Source organism: Weizmannia sp. FSL W8-0676 (assembly GCF_038593015.1).
Classification (GTDB): Bacteria; Bacillota; Bacilli; order Bacillales; family Bacillaceae_C; genus Weizmannia; species Weizmannia coagulans.
The window spans coordinates 2563016-2587307 of record NZ_CP151954.1; the positions used below are offsets into that span (position 1 = coordinate 2563016).

The 24292-nt window shown below is 48.4% G+C and carries 17 protein-coding genes and 1 pseudogene; 4 read left to right on the forward strand and 14 right to left on the reverse strand.

The window, feature by feature from the left end:
• Positions 1-108: 108 nt before the first annotated feature.
• From NST20_RS12655 to NST20_RS12665, 3 genes are all read right to left on the reverse strand, one after another.
• On the reverse strand, positions 109-858 hold the full coding sequence (locus NST20_RS12655; protein WP_017550128.1) for a LytTR family DNA-binding domain-containing protein: 750 nt from the start codon (positions 856-858) through the stop codon (positions 109-111).
• Positions 818-2518 (reverse strand): sensor histidine kinase, encoded by a 1701-nt coding sequence (locus tag NST20_RS12660; RefSeq protein ID WP_019721503.1) that lies wholly within the window; start codon positions 2516-2518, stop codon positions 818-820. The genes NST20_RS12655 and NST20_RS12660 overlap by 41 nt, the downstream gene beginning before the upstream one ends.
• Positions 2519-2830: 312 nt before the next feature.
• Entirely contained in the window at positions 2831-3829 is a 999-nt protein-coding gene (locus NST20_RS12665) for an asparaginase (RefSeq protein ID WP_285958700.1), read from the reverse strand.
• Between the two features lie 240 nt (positions 3830-4069).
• Here NST20_RS12665 and NST20_RS12670 point away from each other — a divergent pair, with 240 nt between their 5' ends.
• From NST20_RS12670 to NST20_RS12680, 3 genes are all read left to right on the forward strand, one after another.
• Positions 4070-5638: a multicopper oxidase gene (locus NST20_RS12670; protein WP_342399560.1), complete on the forward strand. Its 1569-nt coding sequence runs from the start codon at positions 4070-4072 to the stop codon at positions 5636-5638.
• A gap of 304 nt (positions 5639-5942) precedes the next feature.
• Positions 5943-6527 (forward strand): TetR/AcrR family transcriptional regulator, encoded by a 585-nt coding sequence (locus NST20_RS12675; RefSeq protein WP_342399561.1) that lies wholly within the window; start codon positions 5943-5945, stop codon positions 6525-6527.
• 177 nt (positions 6528-6704) lie between these two features.
• The gene (locus NST20_RS12680) at positions 6705-9623 is read left to right on the forward strand and encodes a YhgE/Pip domain-containing protein (RefSeq protein WP_342399562.1); all 2919 of its coding nucleotides are present in this window, start codon (positions 6705-6707) and stop codon (positions 9621-9623) included.
• 346 nt (positions 9624-9969) lie between these two features.
• On the opposite strand, the gene NST20_RS12685 is transcribed toward NST20_RS12680, so the two are convergent.
• From NST20_RS12685 to NST20_RS12730, 10 genes and pseudogenes are all read right to left on the reverse strand, one after another.
• Entirely contained in the window at positions 9970-11265 is a 1296-nt protein-coding gene (locus NST20_RS12685; RefSeq protein WP_342399563.1) for a TIGR02679 family protein, read from the reverse strand.
• Between the two features lie 130 nt (positions 11266-11395).
• Complete coding sequence (locus NST20_RS12690) at positions 11396-15508, reverse strand: TIGR02680 family protein (RefSeq protein ID WP_342399564.1); 4113 nt, start codon at positions 15506-15508, stop codon at positions 11396-11398.
• Positions 15505-16668: a TIGR02678 family protein gene (locus tag NST20_RS12695; protein WP_258921137.1), complete on the reverse strand. Its 1164-nt coding sequence runs from the start codon at positions 16666-16668 to the stop codon at positions 15505-15507. Before NST20_RS12695 ends, NST20_RS12690 begins: the two co-directional genes overlap by 4 nt.
• Complete coding sequence (locus NST20_RS12700) at positions 16668-16793, reverse strand: hypothetical protein (RefSeq protein WP_257677550.1); 126 nt, start codon at positions 16791-16793, stop codon at positions 16668-16670. The genes NST20_RS12695 and NST20_RS12700 overlap by 1 nt, the downstream gene beginning before the upstream one ends.
• Complete coding sequence (locus NST20_RS12705; protein WP_342399565.1) at positions 16793-18283, reverse strand: TIGR02677 family protein; 1491 nt, start codon at positions 18281-18283, stop codon at positions 16793-16795. The genes NST20_RS12700 and NST20_RS12705 overlap by 1 nt, the downstream gene beginning before the upstream one ends.
• A 483-nt stretch (positions 18284-18766) precedes the next feature.
• Positions 18767-20458, reverse strand: coding sequence for a methyl-accepting chemotaxis protein (locus tag NST20_RS12710; protein ID WP_342399566.1), 1692 nt, complete (start codon positions 20456-20458; stop codon positions 18767-18769).
• Positions 20459-20641: 183 nt separating this feature from the next.
• A pseudogene (locus NST20_RS12715) lies at positions 20642-20836 on the reverse strand (DUF817 family protein); the annotation flags it as partial.
• 2 nt (positions 20837-20838) lie between these two features.
• The gene (locus tag NST20_RS12720; protein WP_017554817.1) at positions 20839-21054 is read right to left on the reverse strand and encodes a helix-turn-helix transcriptional regulator; all 216 of its coding nucleotides are present in this window, start codon (positions 21052-21054) and stop codon (positions 20839-20841) included.
• Positions 21055-21064: 10 nt separating this feature from the next.
• On the reverse strand, positions 21065-21547 hold the full coding sequence (locus NST20_RS12725; protein WP_342399567.1) for a DUF2975 domain-containing protein: 483 nt from the start codon (positions 21545-21547) through the stop codon (positions 21065-21067).
• Positions 21548-21789: 242 nt separating this feature from the next.
• Positions 21790-22152, reverse strand: a complete 363-nt coding sequence (locus NST20_RS12730; RefSeq protein ID WP_207368607.1) for a hypothetical protein — start codon at positions 22150-22152, stop codon at positions 21790-21792.
• Between the two features lie 141 nt (positions 22153-22293).
• Here NST20_RS12730 and NST20_RS12735 point away from each other — a divergent pair, with 141 nt between their 5' ends.
• Positions 22294-23706, forward strand: a complete 1413-nt coding sequence (locus tag NST20_RS12735; RefSeq protein WP_181980971.1) for an L-cystine transporter — start codon at positions 22294-22296, stop codon at positions 23704-23706.
• Between the two features lie 72 nt (positions 23707-23778).
• Here the strand turns inward: NST20_RS12735 and NST20_RS12740 are convergent, their stop codons facing one another.
• Positions 23779-24261, reverse strand: a complete 483-nt coding sequence (locus NST20_RS12740) for a DUF456 family protein (protein WP_017554820.1) — start codon at positions 24259-24261, stop codon at positions 23779-23781.
• Positions 24262-24292: the final 31 nt, after the last annotated feature.

Here is a 24292-nt window from a genome sequence, read left to right on the forward strand (position 1 = left end):
ATGCTATTTTTCACGCCCGCCCCGGCAAAAAAGGAAAAAACCGGCATACACTTTTTGTTCATGCCAGCCGCTTTTCCTGCATGGCTGGGCGCTTTATGGCGCTTTATATTAAAAATGCATCAGCGCTTTAAACTGTTTCACATTTCTTCTGCTTACCGGTATTTCCGCGTCCATCCCTTTTAAACGGAGCAAATACGTCTGATTGAACCACGGCACAATTTCCCGGATCTTCGTTAAATTTACAAGATAAGACCGGTGGCAGCGAAAGAAAAGATCCTCAGGCAAAAGGGACTGGAACTCGGATATCGCCATGGGCATTTCAAACGTTTCCTGTTGTGTATAAACAAGCGTGATTTTTTCCTGAGCGGCGCAGTAAAAAATATCGTTTGCATCCGCCACAATAATTTTCTCGCCCTTGCGCAAATTCACCCGCTCTTTCCGGTGAAGCCCGCCATTTCGCGGCACAGCCCCTTCTTCTCCCGGCAATGGATGCTCTCTTTTATACGCAGCCTCAAGCCTTTTCAACATGGCGGCAATTCTTTTTTCTTCATATGGTTTTAAAATATAATCAAATGCTTCCAGTTCAAAAGCCTGTACGGCGTGTTCCTTATAAGCCGTTGTAAAAATAATATACGGTTTATGCGCAAATTTGCTGATGCTTCCTGCCAGCAGCATGCCGTCCAGGGAAGGAATATTAATATCAAGAAAAATCGCATCTGTTTCATGTTCCTGTAAAAATTTCAGCACATCCAGCCCGTCTTCAAAACAATCGGTAATCTCAATCCCGCTGTACGTTTCAATCAAATACGCCAGTTCTTCACGTGCCGGTATTTCGTCTTCCACTATAATGGCTTTCATATTCTCCCACCTTCGGAACCTCAAAATAAACTTCTGTTCCGGGATTCAGCCTTCTGATGGCCAGGCCGTTTCCGTAAATCAGTTTGACACGGCGATGGACATTATAAAGGCCAATCTGTGTGACCGGCATATTATCCTGGTAAACATGCTCAATCACTTCTTCCGGAATGCCTGCCCCTGTATCCGCCACACTGATGCGGACTTTATTTCCCACCTCCTTGACGGAGATTTTTACGATCCCCGGCCCTTTTACTTTTAAAATCCCATGGTTGATTGCATTTTCCACAAGCGGCTGGATAATCAGGCTCGGGATCAGCACGGATACGGCGTCAATCTCATATTCAACCTGCAGGCGGCTGCCGAATCTCGCTTTTTCAATCTCAATATAGTCGCGCACCTGCTGCAGTTCTTTATTGATATCAATAAAATCATCAGCCAATTCAAGATTATAGCGCATAAAACCGGATAAGTTCATGATTAATTTTCTTGCTTTATCGGGATTTCTGCGGGTCGTGGAGGCAATCGCATTTAACGCGTTAAACAAAAAATGCGGGTTGATTTTTGTCTGGAGCGCCTTCCACTCCGCTTTATTGGCTTCTTCTTTGATTTCTTCGATGCGCGAAATTTCCATGAGCGTCGAAATCATCTGGGCAAGGCCGATTGCCATTGTCTGCAAGGAGTAGGTGATTTTGTTCGCTTTTTTATAATAAATTTTCAATGTGCCGGTGACTTCATCCCGCTCCTTTAACGGAATAATCAGCAGGCACTGGATCTGCGGGGTCTGCTGGTCCTGGATATGGTTGCGGATCGTAATTTCCCCGCTTTTGATCGCAGTTTTTGTCAGATCACTAATAATTTCATGGCCGATCTGGTACCTTTCCTGTCCGAAGCCGACATAAGCCAGGATTTTTTTCTTATCGGTGATGGCAACTGCATCGGCGCGGATCTCATTTTTAATGATGGCGCAGATTTTTTCCAACGATTCTGCATTAATGGCGCGGAAATACGGCATGGTTTTATTGGCAATATCAAGCGCCAGTTTTGCCTGTTTTGCCGCCACAAATTCCTTCTCGCCCTCCACGCTCTTAATCAGCAGGACAATCAATCCAATATTGACGTCGCCCGCGATCATCGGGAAGGCAATTTTGGACACAATATCCACCCCGGTGCTGAACGGGTGGGCAAAAACAAGAATCAAAAGCATCGTTAATATTTCACAAAACATCCCGGCTGCGATCCCGACGAACCAGCGCCAGGAATTTTTCACTTTCCTGCTGATCAGGCCGGAAATGACGCCGGCTGTAATACTCGTAATCAAGCACGGCACGGAGGTAACCCCGCCAATATCTATTAAATAACGGTGCAACCCGGAGACGATGCCTGTGATAATGCCAACCCACGGGCCGAACAGGATGCCGCCGGATACGATGGCAATAATCCGCACATTGACAAGGGACCCGTCCACCTTAATGCCCGAGTAAGTCGCAAAGATGGCAAAACTGCAAAAGACTGCAGTGATAAAACTCAATTCAAAAACAGACGGCTGCTCCTGTTGAAAGATTTCTTTAAAACGCGGAATTCTCGTGATAAAAAATAAGCAGGTTAATAAAAGGGAAGCCCTCTCAAATATTCCCAGCAGCATTTCAAATGACGTTTCCACCGTGCTACCTCCCTCGCGGATGCCGGAAACCGCCCCTTTAAGGCCGGGCCTGGCGCCTGTTTTTTCATGTTTCCTAACTCCAGTTTACTCGATTCCCCGCGCAGTTGGTATGAAATTTAATGGAATTTATGGCGGCGGTTTTTTGTAAACGCAGAAACCCCGTTCTATATAGAAGACACCGGCTGAAAAAATGCCGGGAAAACGCTGCAAATGCGGGCTGTGCAGCAGGATGCTCAAACGCATCGAACGGCAAAAAAATTGCAGGCATCCCCTCCCGCAATCTTTCAGCCGTTTTCCGGCGCGCTTTACCGTTTAAGCCCCCCAATCCTGTGACAAATCATAAGCAAGCGGCGTTTCAATGATCTTTTTCACTTCAGCGGGATCATCCGTTTTGCCCAGCGCCCACATTAGTTTCGGCACGATCGCTTCCGTATTCATATCCCCGGAAACAATCACCGGATATTGCGCGACTTTTCTTCCGACTTCATACAAATACAAATCATGCCCTTCTTCCAAGCATTGCGTCGAAATCATAACAACAATCCCGGCATCGGTCAATTCCTTGATTTTTGGCAGCAAATTGCGCCCTTCAAACGGCACCCCGCCGTTCCCGAAACTTTCAATGATCACCCCGCGGTAATGTTCCTTTAAAAAATCAAAAATCTCCGGCTTTGTGCCCGGATGCAATTTTAAAAGAAAGACATCCGGTGACAGGCTTGTCTCAATATGAAACGGCTGCTCCGGCGGTTGTGGCCTCCAATGATAGTGCACCTCGTCCCCTGCTACATAAGCCACATACGGATGATTGATGCTTTCAAACGCATCGTAGCTTTTCGTCCGCATTTTCACCGCCCTTGTGCCCATGATCACGCGCCCGTCAAACACGACAAAAACGCCGCCAATCTCCTCGCAGGCAAAGCGGAGGGCGTTGAAAAGATTTTTCTTGGCATCGGTCTTTTTAAAACTGATCGGCACCTGCGAACCCGTCAGCACAACCGGCTTATTCAGGCCCTGCAGCATATACGACAAGGCTGCCGACGTATATCCCAATGTATCCGTTCCGTGTGTAATCAAAAAACCGTCATACTGTTCATAATGTTCCGCAACTGCTTTTGCAATCTGCACCCAATGTTCCGGCTGCATGTTTGTGCTGTCGCGGTTCATTAATATCTTTGCGGTGACATCGGCAGACAAAGCAGCATGCTGAAAATATTTCAGCAAGTCTTCTCCCGAAAGCCCAGGTTTCAGCCCTTCATCCCCCTCAACGGAAGCAATGGTCCCGCCTGTTGCCAAGAGCAAAATTTTTTTCATTTGTGCCACCTTCATTTCTAACTGTCTCGGAAACCAATATAGCTTATTATATGATTTTTGCGGTTCCCGTTCAATTTTTTGTCTCGCCTCTAAAAGCTTTTTCAAACATGCCTATGTTTTTGATACGGGCGGGCCAAAAACGTTATCTCTGCCTCCAGTACCATTCGCCCTTTCCAAAAGCCTTGATGGTTCATATTCTGTTAGAAATGTACGGCATCAATTAATGAGGGAGTGGGGAGTTTGAGCCCGAATTTAGAAAAGTTTGTTGACCGCCTGCCGCTCGCGGAAAAAATCCGGCCAGTGCGGGAAGAGGGCGGGATCGCATATTATGAAGTCACAATGGAAGAATTTTGGCAAAAGCTGCACCGGGATTTAAGGCCGACAAGGTTATGGGGGTACAACCGCCGCTTTCCCGGTCCGCTTTTTGACGTGCCGCACGGGAAAAAGATACGGGTGAAATGGACGAATCATTTGCCGCAAAGACATTTTCTCCCGATTGACCCCACCATCTTAGACGGGATGGGAACGGACTTTCCGGAAGTGCGGACCGTCGTGCATCTCCATGGCGGGGAAACCAAACCGGACAGCGACGGCTATCCGGAAGCCTGGTTTACGGGCGATTTTAACGAAACCGGGCCGGCATTCAAAAATGAAGTTTATGAGTATTCAAACAAACAGCGCCCCGCCACTTTGTGGTACCATGACCATGCGATCGGCATTACGCGCCTCAATGTGTATGCAGGCCTGGCCGGCATGTATATCATTCGCGATCAAAAAGAAAAGGCTTTCCATCTGCCATCCGGCAAATACGAAATTCCGCTGCTTCTCACGGACCGGACTTTTAACAATGACGGTTCCCTTTTTTATCCGCGCCAGCCGCAAAATCCGGGGCCCGGAACACCGGATCCATCCGTCGTGCCGTTTTTCCTCGGCGATACGATTCTTGTAAATGGAAAGGTATGGCCCTATTTGGAAGTGGAGCCGCGAAAATACCGGTTCCGGATTGTCAATGCGTCCAACACGCGGGCCTATCAGTTGTACCTTGATTCCGGCCAGGCTTTTTACCAGATCGGCACGGACGGCGGGCTGCTAAGGCGGCCGGTGCAAGTCGGAAATTTGGCACTGGAACCGGCAGAACGGGCGGATTTGATCCTTGATTTTTCCGAATATGCCGGGCAGACGATTTTACTAAAAAATGACCTCGGGCCTAATGCCGATCCGGCCGACCAAACCGGCGATGTCATGCAGTTTAGGGTCGTGCTGCCGGTTTCCGGAGAAGACACAAGTCGCATTCCGCCGTCCTTGTCTTCTATCCCGGTTCCTTCCAGCCAAAACGTGAGCGCCATCCGCCATTTAAAACTGACCGGTGCAACCGATTCATACGGGCGCCCGCTATTGCTTCTGGACAAAAAAAGATGGATGGATCCGGTGACGGAAATGCCAAGGCTCGGCACAACTGAAATCTGGTCGCTTGCCAATACAACGGCTTTTACCCATCCGATCCATATCCATCTTGTCCAGTTTCAAATTTTGGACCGACGCCCATTTGACTTGGACTTGTATAACGAAACGGGCCAAATTGTATATACCGGCCCTGCGACCCCGCCGGAACCGAATGAACGCGGCTTTAAAGATACCGTTGCCGCACCGGGCGGGCAAATCACCCGCGTCATGATGCGGTTTTCCCCGTATGCCGGCGACTACGTATGGCACTGCCATATTCTCGAACACGAAGACTACGATATGATGCGCCCGTTCCAAGTCATCGATCCGGATCTCCCAGAGTCAGACAGCCCCCTTTCGGATTAAAGGCTGCTAACAAACGAAGGAAGCCCAACCGGTTTGCAAGGCCTTGAACGGACGGGGATTTACGAATCGCTTTTTGAATAAATCAAGCCCGAAACCCCGGCTTCCCGGATAAATCGTAATAGAATGCCATTTATCCGGGAGCCAAAAAACCGGAAAAACCGGCAATTAAAAAAAATGTCACATGCAATTTTGGCCATCGTCTGTTATACTAAAAATGGAAAGCGGATTCATTCCGTTATTTTTTTGCTGTATATATACTACTTGACCAAATCATTCATTTGGTCAAAAAAGGGAGGGGGTTGCAATGGCAGACAGGAAAAAGCTGATTGTGGAAGCAGCTGCGAAATCTTTTTCTGAATTCGGCTACAAAGCGACTACAATGGACCATGTAGCAAGAAGAGCAGGCGTCGGCAAAGGTACAATTTATACTTTTTTTAAAAACAAAGAAGAACTGCTTCAATATATTATGGAAAGCCTGATTGCCGAAATGAAGCATTCAGCCGAAGAAGCGATCGATGAGCGTTATTCTTTTCCCGAAAACGTCCATCATGTGCTGTACCAGTTGCTGGAGTTCCGGTTTAAACATCAGCTCGCCATCAAATTGTACGAGGAAGTCAATCTTGGCACACCCGAAGTAGTGGATGCCCTTCATCATGTGGAAGAATCCATTCTGAACTATATCAGCCAGTACATCGAGGAGGCGGTGCAAAAGCGGGACATTTATCCATGCGATCCGAAACTAACTGCATTTATTATGTTTAAAATGTATATTGCCCTGATTTTTGACTGGGAGAAAAATCATCCTCCCCTGTCCAAAGAAGAGATTTCTAAACTGTTTGAACTTTATTTTTTTAAAGGTTTATCGGCAGGCAGCCATGTGTGCTCATGATTGTAAATGGCATCATCAACACGCCAAAACGTTTCTCAATGCTTGCTCCTGGCTTTTTTCGGCTGCGTTCGAAAGATGGGGACAAGCGTTAGCATGTTTCTTAAAGTTACGCTTGATTTTTTTACCCAAAAATGACTCGATGACCAATTTAGTCATCTGTTTACGGAGGCATTCAAAATGAATGGCTATACTTTATTTGGAAAAGAACTGAAACAAATCATTCGCCAACCGAAAATCCTGATTCCGCTCATTGCCGTCATTTTGGCGCCGGTCCTGTATGCCGGCATGTTTCTCTGGGCGTTTAAAGATCCGTATGCCAAAATGGACCAGCTGCCGGTTGCGGTCGTCAACAAGGACCAAGGCGCAAAAATGGATGGACAGCAGCTTACACTCGGAAAAGATCTGGTCTCAAACTTAAAGAAAAGCGACGCCTTTGATTTTCATTTTGTATCGGAACAGCATGCAATGGACGGGCTTCGTAACCGCCAATACTATATGGTGATCAAAATTCCGGAAAACTTCTCCAAAAGCGCCACCACTTTATTGGACAAAAATCCGGAAAAACTTCAGCTTCAGTACATGCCAAATGACAGCTACAACTTCCTGTCCAGCCAGATTGGCGAAACGGCTATGCGGAAAGTAAAAGAAAAAATGGCGAACGAAATTTCAAAAACGTATGCGGAATCGGTTTTTCAAACGGTCGAAAAAATGGCGGGCGGTTTTAAAACCGCAAGTACCGGGGCTGCAAAACTCAACGAGGGCGCTGTTAAACTTGATAACGGCGTCACGGTGTTAAAACAAGGGTCGGGGCGGTTGCTTTTTGGGGCTGCTTCATTGCAAAATGGCAGCACAAAAGTACACAACGGGGCGCTCGCAGTAAACTCTGGCGCAGCCGCTTTAAACAAAGGAATGCCCGTTCTTCAGGCAGGCATCGTAAAAGCCGGGGACGGGGCGCAAAAACTGAATGCTGGGGCAGGACGGCTTTATGCCGGCGCAGTTTCGTTAAACAACGGAACGGCACAAGCCAATACCGGCGCAAAAACTTTGAAAGCAAATCTTGAAAAGCTGGCATCCGGTTCCATTACTTTTACAAAAGGCCTTTCCGACGCAGCTTCAGGCGCTGAAAAACTGGCATCCGGCACCTCCACTTTGCGCACCGGCCTGAACCAGCTTTCGACAACAGGCAGCCGTTCTTTATTGGCGGGCGCTCTAGACCTGCAAAAAGGCGCGGGCGAGCTTGAATCCGGAAGCAGCCTGTTAACATCCAAGCTGAAAGAAGCGGAAACAACCATTCCGGCACAGCTTGTACAAGGCACATCACAGCTCAATGCAGGCATTACGCAAATGAAAACAGAATTGCCGGGCAAAGTCGCAAAAGGCGTTTACGCCGAACTCAATAACAGCGTCGGGCAAATCGGGATCGGGCTTACATCCGCGCAATCCCAAATCAGCAGCGCAATGGCCGCCCAAATTGCCGATTCGGTGATGGAAGAACAAATCAAACAAACAGACGAACTTGTGGAAACGATGGGAAAACAGGCAAACCTGCCCGATGCGCAAATCGCGCAAATGAAGAAGGCTGCTGAAAATCGTATCCAAACCGGGAAACAAGACGTGCAGGACAACTTGCAGAAACAAATCAACGCCGGGTTAAGCGATCTATCTAACCGGATCAAACAAAAAGCCCAAGCTGCGGTTCCTTCTGAAGATGCGATTGCGACAAGCATTTCAAAGCAAACGGATCCGGCTTTTGACCAGCTTTCAGCGGGCATTTCAAAGCTGAACGCCAATATTGAAAATGACAAAGATCCTCACACGGTCAAAAGCAGCTTGCACCAACTTTACGCAGGCGCCGCGAAGTTAAATAACGGGATTGCGGATTTAAATGCCGGTGCACAGACCTATATTACCGGTTTGCAGAACCAGTTCATCCCGAATTTGCAAAAAGCAAATGACGGGGCAGCCGGCCTCCAAACAGGCGCGGAAAAACTGGCAAACGGCTTGAAACAGATCAACAGCGGGGCAGGAACCCTTGCCGCAGGGGCAGGAAAGCTGGCAGACGGTTCAGCAGCGCTCGCAGAAGGCACAAACAAGCTGCAATCCGGCTCTTCACAGCTTGTAAACGGCTCTTTTGCTTTGAAAAACGGGACCGGTTCTCTTGTTTCCGGCACAAACGAGCTGCAGTCTGGTTCAGCGCGGCTCACAGCAGGCGCAGAAAAACTTGCAAACGGCACCGGCCAGCTCGCATCGGGAACCGGGCAGCTTGCATCCGGATCCGGACAGCTCGCATCCGGCATAAAAGAGCTGAACGGCGGTTCCGGGCGTTTGTCTGACGGGACAAAACAATTAAAGAACGGGACGGCGGAACTGAAAAACAAACTGGGCGATGCCGCCAAAACGGCAAGCAAGATCCAGGCAAATAACAAAACGTACAACATGATGGCCGACCCGGTCAGCCTTCATACCACCCATTACGACAGGGTGCCGAATTACGGTACCGGCTTTACGCCGTACTTCTTATCCCTTGGGCTCTTTATCGGGGCACTGATTTTGACAATCGTCTACCCGCTCGTGGAGTCGGCAGGCATCCCGAAAAACGGGATCAGCTGGTTTTTCAGTAAATTGGGTGTACTCCTGATTGTCAGCATCCTTCAATCTGTGATTGCAGATTTGATCATCCTTTCGGGTGTCGGTATTCATGTAAAAAATGTGCCATTGTTTCTGTTGTTCTCGGTAGTAACGAGCTTTACCTTTATGGCGCTGATTCAATTTTTGGTGACGTTTTTGCAAAATCCCGGCAGATTCCTTGCCATTGTTATTTTAATCCTGCAGCTGACGAGCAGCGCCGGGACTTTTCCATTGGAAGTCATTCCGAAATTCATCCAATGGTTTAACCCGCTGTTGCCGATGACCTACAGCGTGCGCGGATTTAAAGCGGTTGTTTCCAGCGGAGAGATGGATGTGATGTGGCAAAACGCCGGCATCCTGCTGATTTATATCGTAGGTGCCGAAGTCCTCACCCTGTTGTACTTTGTCATCCGTTACCGCCGCCAGTACGGACAGTTGCATGAACATACAGTACCGGAAGAAGTTTAAAGATTTGATGCCGGGCCCTGGGATTTTTCCGGCCGGCTCATAACAAATTTAACAGGCTGCCCGGCGAGATGGCCGGGCAGCCTTTTTTCCAGCCCGCTCCGATTCCGGAAGCAATCTGTTGATTCTTTTAGATACCGCTGATTTTCGGGGCGTGCTGCCAGTTTTTTGGATAAGCTTGCTGTTTTTCAGTATTCCTTCACGTAGAACGCTCGATGTGAAGAAAGGCTGGGGCTTTTGCCGGGTTTATTCACGTATGGACTCTCTGCGTGAAGGAATCAATGCCTTTTTTCCCGGATATTTTAACACAGGGGCGTTCTATGCGAAGCATCCGAATTTCCGGCCCATGTCATATCTCTTTTCCGCCCGCCCATCTTTTTTTCAAATCTTCTACAAGCAAATCGGCAAGGCCTTCCTGGTACCCCGCTTTTTTCTTCAACCGCATTTCATCTGCCACTAAAAGCAGTTCAGGGGATTGAACCGCATCCAGCTTGGAAAGCCGGGCGGATATATCCTCTTCCGACAGAACCCGCAAGTATGCATCCGGGTCCATCCGCCAAAATACCGTTTGCCCGGGAAAACGGTTGCTGAGGCGCTCCGCCATGGCAACGCCTTCCGGATCGAGATCGCCCGAATAATAAAAAGTACACCCGTTTTCCGCAAGACGCTGCAGCATGATCCAGGCAGCAGTGCGGAACTGGCCATGCGTGCAAATCACAGGCGCATCGGGCACTTCATCAAGCACGGCCGAAGCCACGCCGGAATTCTCAATGATCCAGACTTTTTTTCCCACCCGCGGCCAAATGTTCGTAAGCTGCAATAATTCTTTCACCGGGACATTCATGACCGTCCCTGCAGCAGCTGCTTCCCGCCAGACCGGGTGCAGGCCGTTTTCCGTTTCCGCCAAAAATGCGCGGCACGTCACAAAACTCCATAAGTCATCCCGCATCAGCCCGGCATTTGCGTACAGTTCGTTCAATTCTTCCGTCGTTTTCGGCATCTCTTCGATCAGCCCTTTCAACAATTGGCTGGTGAACAAACAATGGACAAAGAGCCTGCCTTCGAAACGGTTCTGGTCAAAAAAATGCGGGTTCCCTGTCACACGCTGGGAAAAAAACGGAATTCGTTCATATTTCCCTTCTTCCGGCAGCATTGTGGAAGCTTTCAAGACGGTTGTGAGCTGTTCGGACAACGTATCCGGATCCTGCTTGTACGCATGCCAGATAAAACGCGTGTCAGCCGTTTTACCGGCAATCCGGCGCCACCACCAGTTTCCGCCCGGCATCGTCTCCGCCAGCCGCGCCAAAAACTGTTCCTCTTTCTTTTTCTCTATTTCCCCTTCTTCCGCTTTGGAAAAAATTTTTTCCCTCAAAACCGCTTCAAGCAGCTCAACCAGGGTGTACTTGCCGAAAACAGTCGGCGCCAGCGCCTTTTCAAATGCCCGCAGCGAAATTTTGTTTTTCTCTCTGAGCAAATCAGGGGACGTGCCGGCAAGACCTGCAATCGCCTCCAGTTCAGTGCGCGTAAAACCGGCAAGACTGACGGTTCCCCCGATATGGCCGAGCGAACGGTATTTTTCTTTAAAAAGGCGGAACAGTTTCATCAACCCCGGTTCCTTCCTTAACAGATCGATCGCATCATTCATCCTTCCCAACTCCTTTTCACAAGCTCTCTCCCGACAGCTTGTTTCCCGCTTCCGGAACCTCTTTTACACCGGTCAAAAGAAGCCGGAATGGTTTTCCATCCCGGCCGCACACTGGCAAGTCTATGCTTTTTCAAAGCCGGTCCGGAGCTCCCGCCGATGCTTCTTCCGGTTTTTCCACTATCGACCGTTTATGCCCGTCCCACCGGTAACGGATCACGGTGACAAAATTGGCGTTTTTCGGTCGGACAAGCTCGCAAATGGCAAGGCTGGAAATGGTGTCATAGTCGCCCCAGAGCGCCTGCGAATTCATAATATAATTGAATCCGAGCTGCTCGACGACTTCGAACATGTCGCGGATATTGTTTTCATCCACCCCGGCAAACGCTTCGTCCAGCGAAATGATATATGGCGCCATACTTCCTGCCTCCAAATAACGCGAATATGCTGCGGTAAAAAGCGGAATATACATGGCCATTGCCTTTTCCCCGCCGCTGAATTTAAAAAATGCAGTATTGCTCAGCTCGCGTTTCGGCTCGCCGGCACGTCTGTATGACAGCACGAATTGGAACCATTTCCGGTAATCGAGCACTTCTTTTAAAACTTGATGGAGCGTCGACCCTTCATTGCGGATTTCAATCAGTTCTTTGGCAGCCGCAATCCGTGAGCGGAAGTGTTTTGTAATCCGGTTTAAATCGTCCTCGTTTAAAAACTTGCTGTTGCGCTGCAGCAACGCGACAAGATCTTTCGTGTCGAGCTCGTCTTCGGACTCCGCCGTCTTTTCCTTCCAGGCAATCGAAAAAGTAAGTCCGGACGAATTATCCCGGTTTCTCATAATTGCGTCCATTTCTTTCACCCACTTGGCTGCCCGCTGGATCCGGTTCCGCAAGATGACACCAACCGTATTGACGATAATATCCTCGTACAGCCTTCTGTCCTGCTCATCCAAATAACTTTGCAAGTTTAAAAGTTCTTTTTCAAGAGACTCGAGTACCGTATACGGGCTCACCCTGCGGCCGCGGTATTCCATCTGGATGAGGCGGCGGCCCCGCAAACCTTCCCATTCCTTTTTGAACGTTTCGTAATAGTCATCGAGTTTTTCAGCGAACCATTCTGGCGGATCCGCTTCTTTTGTAAACTCGGACATGCGGTACTCTGTTAAATTCGATTGTTCGTTGAAAAAAATTTTTGTCAGGTTTTCATTTAATTTTGCGCGGTCATATTTTTCCAGCACGCCGGAAAACGCCGCCAAAATGCTTTCCGGTTCCGTATCTCCGCTTTCCACGAAGCCGAGTGAAAGCTCTTCTTTTACGAGTTTCTCCCATTCCGCGGCCATATTTGCCCAAAATGTGGCGCGCGTTTTCGCAAGAGACAAATCGGCTATGCACTTTTCAAGTTCTGCTTCTTTTTTCGGCTTCGTTTCGTAAATATCCCTAATTTTTTCGTCTGTACTTGCATATTCATGCTGGACTTCCTGAATCCGGGCGCGGACCTCATCAATGCCTTGCAATTTCAGCTGCTGCTCAATCGCTTCGATATCTGCCGCTGTTTTCTCCCATTCTGACCGGCGGACGTTCTCTTCACCGCGAATTTCATCAAGTTCCTGCTCTTTTTCAAAGATATCCGCAGTAAGGCGCGCGAGCATTTTGCGCCCAGAAAACAAATGTTGAAAAGTGAGCTCCAGGTTGTGAAGATGTTCTTCATAACTTTTCGCAGCAGCCAGCGCTTCATCGAGCGGGCCGCTTTGAAGTACAAGATTCAGGCCGGCCCCTTGCTCATGCAATTGCAGCCGGATGTTTTGCAAATCCTGGTATACTTGTTTCCATTCGCGGTCAATGTCGCTCAGAAATTCCTGTTCCTGCTTCAGGCTGCGCGCCGTTTTTTCCATCTGTTCTTCAATGTCGCGCAAATCTTTGTCATCCGGAATGCCCGCTTTCCAATCTTCTGCTTCCTGTACTTTGCCGGCCCAGTCTAAAAGGCGGTTTTCCATTTGCAAAAGAGCAAGGCGGATTTCAGCAATCTTTTGCTCTGTTTCTTTGATTTTTTCCTGCTGGTACCGTTTCCGGGACGTTCTGCCGATAAATTTGGAAGGCCCTTCATCCGGGGCATGGCCAACGAGGCAGCCGATTGAAAAAGAGCCATCCGCGTCAATGTGAAAACCGCTGTCCGACGGTTCAAGCGGAATGCTGCGCAGCACTTCGTCAATGCGCGCAGCTGATACCGGGCTATCGTCACCCGGATCCGGCTTTAAGTAATCGGCAAGCGTGTACCCTAAAATGTGCGGGTTCGGTCGGATGACCCGGTCGTGGACAGGCGTAACCGGCTCTTCCGTAATCAGGCTGTCCAAAATCCCCGTCTGCCGGAGTGCCGCTTCAATTCTGGCTTTTTGGGCATCGGTCACATGATCGCGGAATTCCACCGCGGCATAAAACGGGAGATAGCGTTTCCCTGATTCATGGAGACGCGCACGGAAAGCCTCCGTATCTGCGGGGCGTTCCGGGTTGGCAAGTTTCAAGTTTTGCCAATACACAAGCGTTTCTTCGGCCTCGGCCAATTCCTGTTCTTTCGCCTTTTGTTCCTGCTCCGCGCGTGAAATTTCTGTCCGCACTTGCAAAATATAATCATTTGCCGCGTCCACAATTTCTTCCCTGACCGCTTCATAACGGTTTTCTTCGTACAGCCCGTCCAGCGCTCCGGCAATACGCCGGAGCCGCTCGTCTGTAAAAGAGAGGGCCGGATGCTGTTCAATCCACAAAAACACGGCATCTTCCAGCTCCTGCTTTTGTTCGGAAAACCAGTTTTCCAAATGGTCGAGTTGTTTGCGGAGTTCGTCAATTTCCTGCTTTTTGGCAGATGACTGGCGCTGCAGTTTCAGATGCGCTTCGTGAAGCCGCTCCGCTTCCCCGGCCAGTTGCCGCAGCTTTTGCAAAAGTCCGCTGTGCTGTTTCGTTTCCCGCTTCCAAACCGAAAAATCAAAAGCTTCCCCCTCATGCCGCGAAAAATCCCCGGCGTTTATCCCGTGCCCGGTAAAAGCTGCATCCCCGGCATCCAGTGCCAGTTCATCCAGTATCTCCTGCATACTGGATTCATCCTTGCTGTTTTCTGTTTCCAACCGGTCCTGCTCCAGGCGGATGTCCAAAAGCTGGCTTTTCTTTGCTTCCCACTTTTTCTCCAGATCCGCTACTTCACTTTTTAACTTTTCAGCCCTGGCCTGTTTCTCCCCTTTTTCTTTCTCAAGGCGCCAAACTTCATGGTGCTGCAGCCGTTCCTGTTCTGCTTTTAAAACGTCGCGTTTTTGTTCGTAATGCTTTTTCTCTTCTTCCAGGTTTTCAATCACGCCGCGCAGTGATTCAGAGCGGGTTTCTAACGTGCTGGCGTCCTGCTTGGCGTCCTGCAGCCTGCTTTCGGCCTCCCGCCATTTTTGGGCGCGTTCCGCTAAAATATATTGATTGTAAAGATCGTATTGGCGCACCAGTTTCTTTGCCGATTCGTGCTCCCGTTCAAGCTGCTCAAGCTGCTGCTCCGTTTCGTCCATGCTTTCAATCGTGTCGGACAAATGGCGGAGCTCGTCATCCGTCAAAGGCGGCAGCGCGGACTCGAGGATTTCATAAATGACCGTCGGCTTGAAATCTTTTGACAGTTTCGGGCTTCTCAGCTGAATCAAAAGCTTGATTAAATCTTCAAAGGCTTCCATCGACTGAAAACCGAAAATATATTTGTTCACCAGTTCCATATATTCTTTCTGCGAGTGGACGAGATACCCCCCGGACCCGATCCGGTTTTCAAGCTCTTTTGCAGACAACGGGATCCGCTCTGACTGGCGGGTGTGCGCCAGTTCAAAATCGTAGCCGATCCTGCGGTTGTCGGTCAGGACGAAATACCATGATTTTAACGTTTTATGCCGCTTTGCCTGCATGCCGATGCCCGTTGTGATATACTGTTTTGTCCCCTGCTTTTGGTATTCCAGAAACAAGTAGCCGGTCCGCTCGTCATGGCCGGACACTTCCTTTTCCCCAAGCAGGTAATCTTCCATCTTCCTTGCTTTTGACCCGAACGGATCAAGCCGGTCAGGCGTCTTTTTTCCGTCCAGCAAAACCGGTAAAATGCTTTGCATCGTCACCGATTTCCCCGAACCGTTTGTGCCGCGCAACAACAGCTTTCCGTCCGCAAATTCAAAAATTTCATCGTCATAATACCAAAAATTTAACAGGCCGGCGCGGTTCATCACCCATTTTCCTTCTGTCACGGTTGCTCAACCCCTTTCTCAAAATCAGCTGGATACTCGCCTGCAAGCACGCCCAACAGCGGTTTTATCCGGATCAGCCCCGCCGCTTCATCCGTTTCCGCCATCATCCATTCTTTCATCGTTTCGACCAATTCCGCACATACCGCCTTTGTGCCGGCGTCCCGGAAATGTTTCGGCCATCCGCGTTCGAGGCGGGAGCGCATCTCGTCAATGACCGCTTCAAATTCGCCTTCCGTAAGCAAAATTTCCCCCGCTTCATTCGGAACGTATTTTTCCGGGTGGTCATGCAGCGTCTTTGACAACTGCAGCATCAGATCCGTAGAACCTTTTGCATTCGGGTAAACATGGTGGTAACTCCGCGGTTCTGCGGCAGATAAAAAGGCTGTGTTTTTAAAAACATGGAGCTTATAACGGCTGTGTTCTTCAATGTCCTCAAAAAGCCGGTTGCGGAAATTGCGGATATAAAGAAAATCGGGGTCCTGCGTATCTTTCCGGTGCAGGCCAGGGGAGAAAAACAATTTCCGGTACACCCGCTTGCGCCGTTCATCTTCCTGATTCTGTTTCCAGTCTTCTTCAAGGAGCCCGGTCCAGTCCGCATAACTTGTAAAATCATCCGGAAAGCTTCTTAGAAAATAGCGGCTGTAAACGGTCGCTTCATATAGGACTTCCTGGTCTTCGTAAGTGTCAAACCTGGAAATATCGCCGTCTATTGTCCGGATCAGATGGAATTCCATCAGTGCCTGGACCGCCCGGATGAGCGACTTCCGGTGAAGATAAAGCGTCCAGTCCAGCCCATCTTCCACAGGATAATCGTTTTGGATCTCCTGGCACATCTCCGACAAGAGGAACTGTTCATCCACCGCTTTTCCTTCCAGAAAAGAAAGCGCGCAGCAAAAAATCGCATAATCCATCGGCTCCTGAAAATGCAGGATGCCCATCCAGCTTTCCGGTTCCACCGGGATTTTTTCAAGTTTGATAAAATGCTGGTGGATGATCAGCCTGAGCCCGAATTTCTCGCTGATGTAACGGCGCAGCACTTTTTCGCGCTCGCGGATGAGCTGGTACCAGTCCGGGTGCTCAGACCGCAAAATCCAGTAATGATGGAATAACAGGTCCATCCCCTGCACCGCTTTTTCATCAAAAACTTGTAACGGATCCATCAGCGTTCTCCTCCTGACAGTTCAAATATGGCATCCGGTGCCATCCCCGTGCCCATCAGTTCGCCGCGGATAAACCGGGCTATCCCCTGTACTCCTTTTTCAGCCAAAATATGTACCGGGTTCATCAGCGCTCTCCTCCCGATAATTCAAATACAGCATCCGGCATGATCAGTTTCCCGTCTTCTGCATCCAGTGTGATGATCCGATCCGGGTCAATCGCAACTTTTACGGACATCCCGTAATCCGTTTTTACTTCATGGTTTTTCGCTGCCATCGATTTTCCGATCCAGCCGAGCAGCACTTTCCGGACAAACGGCTCCACTATCCCGATTTCAGCAAGGCGAATCTCCCCGTTTTTCATATATTTTTCAATCAGCTGCTTTTCCTGTTCGCGCTCTTTTAAATAGGCGAGCCGCTGCTTTTCTTTCTGCTCATGGTTAGAACGGAAAGCGCCCGGCTTTGTTTTCTCGCGGTACCGGTTCGTTCGCGGCTTGATTTCCCGCATCTCCGGCTGTTCTTCCCATGTCTCGGCATGAAGATTGTCCGTTGTCGCCTCCTCCAGGTGCAAATGCCGTACCGTCATCGTCCCGAACACGACGGATGACAATTGATGGGCCTCTTCCAAACTATGGCACCCGGCAAACCATTTGGAAAGGTGCAAATAATCTTTTTTCCGGCTCCGGAAATGTTGCTGGCGTTCACTGATCCGCTGAACATAACGGGCCATCCTCCGGATCATTTCATTTGTCTGCATCTGCAGCATTTCCAGTTCACTTTGGGAGGAGCTGGCCCCAAGAAACCACCGCCGCAAAGACTCCCAGTATTCCCGGAATTCTTCCAGCCATTCTTGTCCGGAAGCAGCCGTATCTTCCAAGCGGGGAATTTGGCGCCTGTGTTCCACGAGTTTTTCAAAAAGCGGCGCCAATATATGCGTATCCAGTTCCCGCAACCTTTCCCGGATTTGCAGCGATGTTTTTTGCAACGAGACGATAAAATCACGCAAATAAGCCGTGAATTGGTTTTTATATACGAGAAAGGCTTCCGTCTGCATCCGTTGTGATGTCTTTTCGCTATTGATATAGGCTATGTAATCCGCTGTATTTGTCCGGATGGTCCCGAAAAAGTGAAAAATGTCATCCCAAATGTGCATGTAGTGGGCTGCAGGTTTGTCCAACGGCTGTTTCAGTTCTTCTTCCAGTTTTTCCAAAGAGGCGAGCAGACGGTCAAATTGCGAACGTTCGAGCGATCCCTGGAACTGGTCCCCCAGTTTTTCAAGCTGGATCAGCATCCGCTCGATTTCCACTGTGTAAGGCGTACACTGGTAGCGGAATCTTTTTTTCTTATATTCTTCGATGGTTTTGGCATTTGTCATATCCTGGCGGGCAACCAGGTTATTCCATTTTACCAGCTGGGCCAACTGCTGGTGCAGCTGTTCTTCTTCATAATCGTGAAAAGCCGGGAGCGAGCGCAAATATTCGAGCACTTCCTCCGGCGAAATAAAGTCGCGCATCCTTTCATGCTGCCTGTAAAAGAAGCGCAAAATCACGCGGTACTGGGCAGCAGAATCCGCCGTCAGATAACTCGCTTCGACAACTTTCTTCATGATCTGGTCCATTCGTTTCACCACGTTTTGGTCGTATTACTTCTATTATATAAGATTTGCAGGAATTTTGACATGAAAAATATGTTTTTGCAGGTTTGGAGCGGGCTGAGCCTTTCGTGCACATGTACTTTTTATGCGGGAACAGCAAAGGCTGCCGGTAAAATTTCGGCAGCCTTTTAGGTTACAGACACCTTTCCCCTGTTGATTTTCCTCACCACCGCAATGATGAGCCTGCAAATGAAAAATTTGCCCATCATACTGAAAAAAGAATGATACCATGTCCACCCTTTCTTCTGGATTTTATGGCTGGTGAAATTCACATGTTTATACACCATTCTTTCCACATCTCTGGATAACTTTCCCTCAAGTTCTTGCGGCGTGCAGGCTTTTGATGTATTTTTTTTGATTTTGCTTCAGAAGATGTTGCCCCTTTGCCGCAGAAAGGTTGCCGGCTTTTGCCCTTTTAAAGCCGTTCGATCGGCGCGGTCCGGATAATTACAATTTAAAATGCTGGATGCCATCTTGCAGGTCCTGGGCCAAATGGGCAAGCGCGTTAGAGAGGGACGAGATTTCTTCCATCGTTGCCAGCTGCTCCTCGGTTGCTGCACTGCTTTCCTGGTTGGCTTCAGCGGTCTTATTGGAAATAACCGCCAGTTCTTCCAGCGTTTTTGTGATTTGGGCGCCCTGGTCATCCAATGACTCAACCGAAGCTGCCACTTCCTGCACTTTTCCCAACACATTGCTCATCGATTCAGAGATTTTGATAAATGCAGCGCCTGCATCCGAAGATTCTTTCAGCCCTGTATTGACCTGATGATGGCCTTCTTCCATCGCTTTGACTGCATGTGCCATTTCCGTTTGGATATTGGAAACCATTGTCCGTATTTCATCCGCAGAGTTTTTAGACTCTTCCGCCAACTTTCTGACTTCATTTGCCACCACCGCAAATCCCTGGCCATGTTCCCCGGCTCTTGCCGCTTCAATCGTTGCGTTTAAAGCCAGCAAATTCGTCTGCTCTGCAATGGACGTAATAATTCCCATGATCCGGCTGATTTCCTCGGATCTTTTCTCCAGGCTGCGGATAATGTCAGAGGCATTGGCAACTGTCTTTTCGATATGATTCATTTGGTTTTGAACATTTGAAACGGCCCTGTCCCCTTCTTTTGTCAGCGTATTTGCAATTTCAACCGCTTTTTTCATGTCTTCGCTGTTTCCGGCGATTTTGTGCAATTCCAGCGACATTTGTCCTACGGTTGCTGTTACTTGCTGGATTTGGACCATTTCGTGATCCGTCTTTTCAGCTGCCTCCTGGGTGACCTCGGCAATATGTTCAGAAGCCTGGTTGCTTTGTTCGACACTCGCCGCCAGCTCCTGGCTGCTGGCTGAAACCTGTTCGGAAGCTTCGCTGACCTGGCTGATGATCTTTCTTAAATCTGCAATCATTTCATTTAATAAGCCGGCCATTTGCCCCAGCTCGTCCTTATTTTTCACATGCACTTTTTCTATATTCAAACGGCCTTCCGCAATGTTTTTGATGGCTTCGGAGACAACCCGTACCGGCCTTGAGATTGCCCGGCTCAGCAGCAGGAGCAGCACGATTCCGACCAAAATGGAAACAGCCGAGATGCTGCTGATCAGCAAAATAAGGAAGTGAACGGTTTTTTCAGTTTTTTGCTTTTCAACATCCAGCACGTGGTTGATCCCTTTCACAAGCACATCAGTTTGGTCGCCCAGTTCCTTGCCTATTTGCCGCCCGGAAGTAGATACAAGCTGCAATGCCTTTTTCTCCTGCCCATTTTGTTTATAGGCAATTTCCTCATCTAAGATCGCAGTGTACTGATTAAATAATGCTTGCTGCTCTTTAACATTGCTGATGATTGATGGGTCGGTCAAGCGGCGCAGCAATGCTTTGCTTTGGGCTTTATAGTTGTTGGTCGCCTCTTTATAGTCATCTAAATAAGCCGGTTCGCCTGTCAGCAAATACCCCCGTACTGCGGCTGACTGTTCCCTCACACTGATCTTTATATTTTTGGCGGAATCCAGGTTTTTCGTTTGGATACCGACCAGCTTGGCATACGTGCTGTCCAGCTTGTTTAAGCCGATATAAGCGCCGGCTGAGACAATAATCAAGAGTGACAAGATGGATCCAAATACTAAAAATAATTTGCGGGACACGGTTAAATGCAAGTTCTCTACCTCTTTTCTGCCTTTATTTTACTTTCTATATTTATATCGGCAGAAGCGATGGTTTTTAGAGATGGATGGAAACCACAAATTTAACAATTTTGGTAAAGGCTAAAAAATGTCATGCTTGCATTTATATGTTTTAAGCACAGCCGGCAATCCAGGAAAAAAACGTCCCTGAAATCCGATGAGCAGCCAGTCATACCGTGGCAAAAATGGGAGCGGCACGATTTTTGTCAGCGCCAAAGACGCAAAAATCACAACAGGAAACAGGCAGGACAGGGCCTGCTCCCGGGCAAATGAGAGGAGTTGGATGAGCACCCGCTTCATTCGCAGCCTTGCCGTTTTTTTCTGAATATGCTTTTGAACGGTTGCCTCCATGGTCACTCCTCCTCTGTTCCCCGGTATTCCAAAATATCGCCGGGCTGGCATTCCAACGCCTTGCATATCGCGTCCAAAGTGGATAATCGGATCGCCTTTGCTTTCCCGTTTTTCAATATCGACAGATTGGCCATGGTAATGCCGACCCGCTCCGAAAGTTCCGTCACACTCATTTTCCTTTTTGCCAGCATGACATCAATATTGATGATGATCGCCATATTTTCCACCTCAGACCGTTAAATCATTTTCATTTTTCATTTCGATTGCTTCCTGCAAAAGCCTCTCAAGCACAGCGGCAAAGACGGTGATGACCGCTGATGCAAAAATAATGAAGAAACAAATGGCGAGAATCCCCGGGGCATCATCTCTATCCGCCATAAGATAAAAAAGCGGGCTGCCTGCCACGTACAAGATGCCGATCGCTGCGGCACAGGATTTAATTTTTTTCAGAGCTGTTACGGAATTTGCCGAAAAAGCAGTGTTTTTGTCTATCAAACCCAAGAGTATGAAAGCCTGGTACAATGCAAAGTAAAAAGGGAGTGCCGCCCCGTACATCACAAGCAGCACGAGAAATTCCATAAAAGCAAAATCCGGAACCAGGCGGGCTGCCAGTTTTCCAATCTCCGGCACCACAAAGATGCACAAAGCAAGAATCGGGATGCCAATCAAAATGACCGCCAGCCTTAAAAAGAGCGTAGATCCCCGTTTCATAAAAAAACACCTCACTGATGAATTGTCGTTTTGATTTTAGCACATGATTTATCGTTTTACAATAAATCGTTATTATATTTCAATGTATTTTTATCCTAATTCAATGTCTCATCCCTTTACCGGTATTCCCGCAGTACCCCCGGTAAACGGCCCGCCGCTTCATCGTGTTTGAAAAAAAGAAAGCCGGAAACCATTGGATCCGGCTTAAAAATTCCCGGTTTTAATCGGGGCGTTTCTTTTCATTACTCATCACAACGATCGCATTCATCCGGAATACCCGGATCTACTGTCATGTTCTGTTCATATCTTTGATAAACATGGCGCGGAACGTTTACAACATGTTTCCTGTTTACCTGGATGATGGGGTGCACATAAGTGACGTTTCTTTCAACATAAGTGTCCTTATAAACATACCGCGGTTCGCAAAATACCGTGTTGCTGGTACGATTGGATTGATTGCCGGTGCTGCTTACATTGCCGGTATGATCGTAACGGTCTTCAGGCTGTACAGCGCTGTTTCCTGCATTGGTATTGTCCGCTCTCCCATCGTCATGATGATCGTGCATCCAAGGGACGACTGGTGTCTTTTTCCGCCGTTTTTCCAAACTCTTCACCTCCCATTCTTTTTTCAATATATTAAATGAAAGAAAAGAACAGATTGAAACGGACAAGTAACCAATGGTGCATAAAATTCCGCCGCCAAAATTCTCACTTGACATATCGGAATAAGATGATTAAGATGAAAAATGTTAACAAAAGGAGGGGAAAAGTTGGACATTTTATACATTATCATCAATCTGGCCGTCTTCATGATCCTTTTGGCCGGTTTGTATGCCATGCAAAGAAAACATGTTTCGTTTTCAAAACGCGTTTTCTCGGCATTGGGCATTGGCATCGTTTTCGGCATTATCCTGCATTTCTTGTACGGCACGGCGTCGTATGTGACCAACCATACGATCGACTGGCTTAATATTGTCGGCAGCGGTTATGTTTCGCTGTTGCAGATGGTCGTCATGCCGCTTGTCTCCATTTCCATTTTAGCGGCGTTTACGAGGCTGAAATTAACCAAAAACATAGGAAAAATCAGCTTTCTTGTACTCGCGTTTTTACTTGGCACGACTGCGATTGCCGCTGCGCTCGGAATCGGATCCGCGCTTCTTTACGGGCTGGATGGCATCCACTTAACGCAGGGTGCCGCTGAAGCCGCACGGAATGCGGAACTGAAAACAAGCGTCGCCAGCGTAAAAGACATGACCATTCCGCAACAAATCGTTTCCTTTCTGCCGAATAACCCGTTTGCAGATTTAACCGGCGCACGCCCGACTTCCACAATCGCGGTGGTGATTTTCTCCGCCATATTGGGGATGGCCTATCTCGGGGTAAAACGCAAACAACCTGAGCAGGCGGAACATTTTGCAAAAATTATTGATACTTTGTATACGATCGTGATGAGGGTGGTTACCCTTATTTTAAGATTAACGCCATATGGAGTGCTCGCATTGATCACCAAGGTCACAGCCTCAAGCGACTATGGCGCGATTGTAAAACTGGCAAAGTTTGTGCTGGCTTCTTATACAGCGATTATCGTCATGTTCCTGGTTCATTTGCTGCTTATCAGCCTGGCAAAATTGAGCCCGGTACGATATGTGCAAAAGGCGCTGCCGGCACTCACCTTTGCCTTTACTTCCCGTTCCAGTGCTGGCACGCTGCCGCTCAACATTGAAACACAAACAAAACGTTTCGGCATTTCAGAAGGGATCGCCAATTTTTCGGCTTCCTTTGGCCTGTCCATCGGGCAAAACGGTTGCGCCGGCATTTATCCGGCAATGCTGGCCATTATGGTTGCCCCTTCTGCCGGCATCAACCCGGCAAGCCCGTCTTTCATTATTACGCTGATCCTTGTTGTCGTTGTCAGCTCATTCGGCGTTGCGGGTGTCGGCGGGGGTGCCACTTTCGCATCGCTGATTGTATTGTCAGTGCTCAACCTGCCGATCGCGATTGTCGGCCTTCTGATCTCTGTTGAACCATTGATTGACATGGGCCGGACGGCATTAAATGTCAGCGGCGCCATGACTTCCGGTATTTTAACCGGCAAAATTACCGGCGAAATGGATAAAAAAATATATCAACAGGAAGATGCCGATCTTCTTGAAGCATAATAGAAAAAAGCTCCGTTAACGGGGCTTTTTTCTATTATGCAACCGGCTGCCGTAAAAGAAACCGAAAATCCGTTAAAAAGAAACGGCTAAACCAAACCAAACGATCATGACGATCTGTATGAATGCTTTGGCGATACTGCTGTTAAGAAACCCAATGATCGTGGCAACGCCCACTTTTACAGCCTGGACGGGATTTTTCGTCATCAGGATCTCCGTTATACATACACAAACAAACGGAACAAGGATAATTCCAAAAGGCGGAATGACAAAAGAGCCAACAATCGTTGCAACCGCAGCAACCCTTTCAGATATTTTGGACCCGCCGTATTTTTTTACAAAATATCCGTTTGCAATGATATCCGCCGCAATAAGGACAATGCTTAAGATGACCATGCTGATCCAAAACCAGACAGACAATGCATGCGGATTAATGAAAAACTGATAGACTGCAAATCCGGCCCACAGCATCACAATAGATGGAATGACAGGATAGATGATGCCTGCAAAACTTAAGATGAATAAAATCACAATGGCCGTCCAAAGGATAAACGTCAATCAGATCCCTCCTCTACTCCCGGCATGTGCC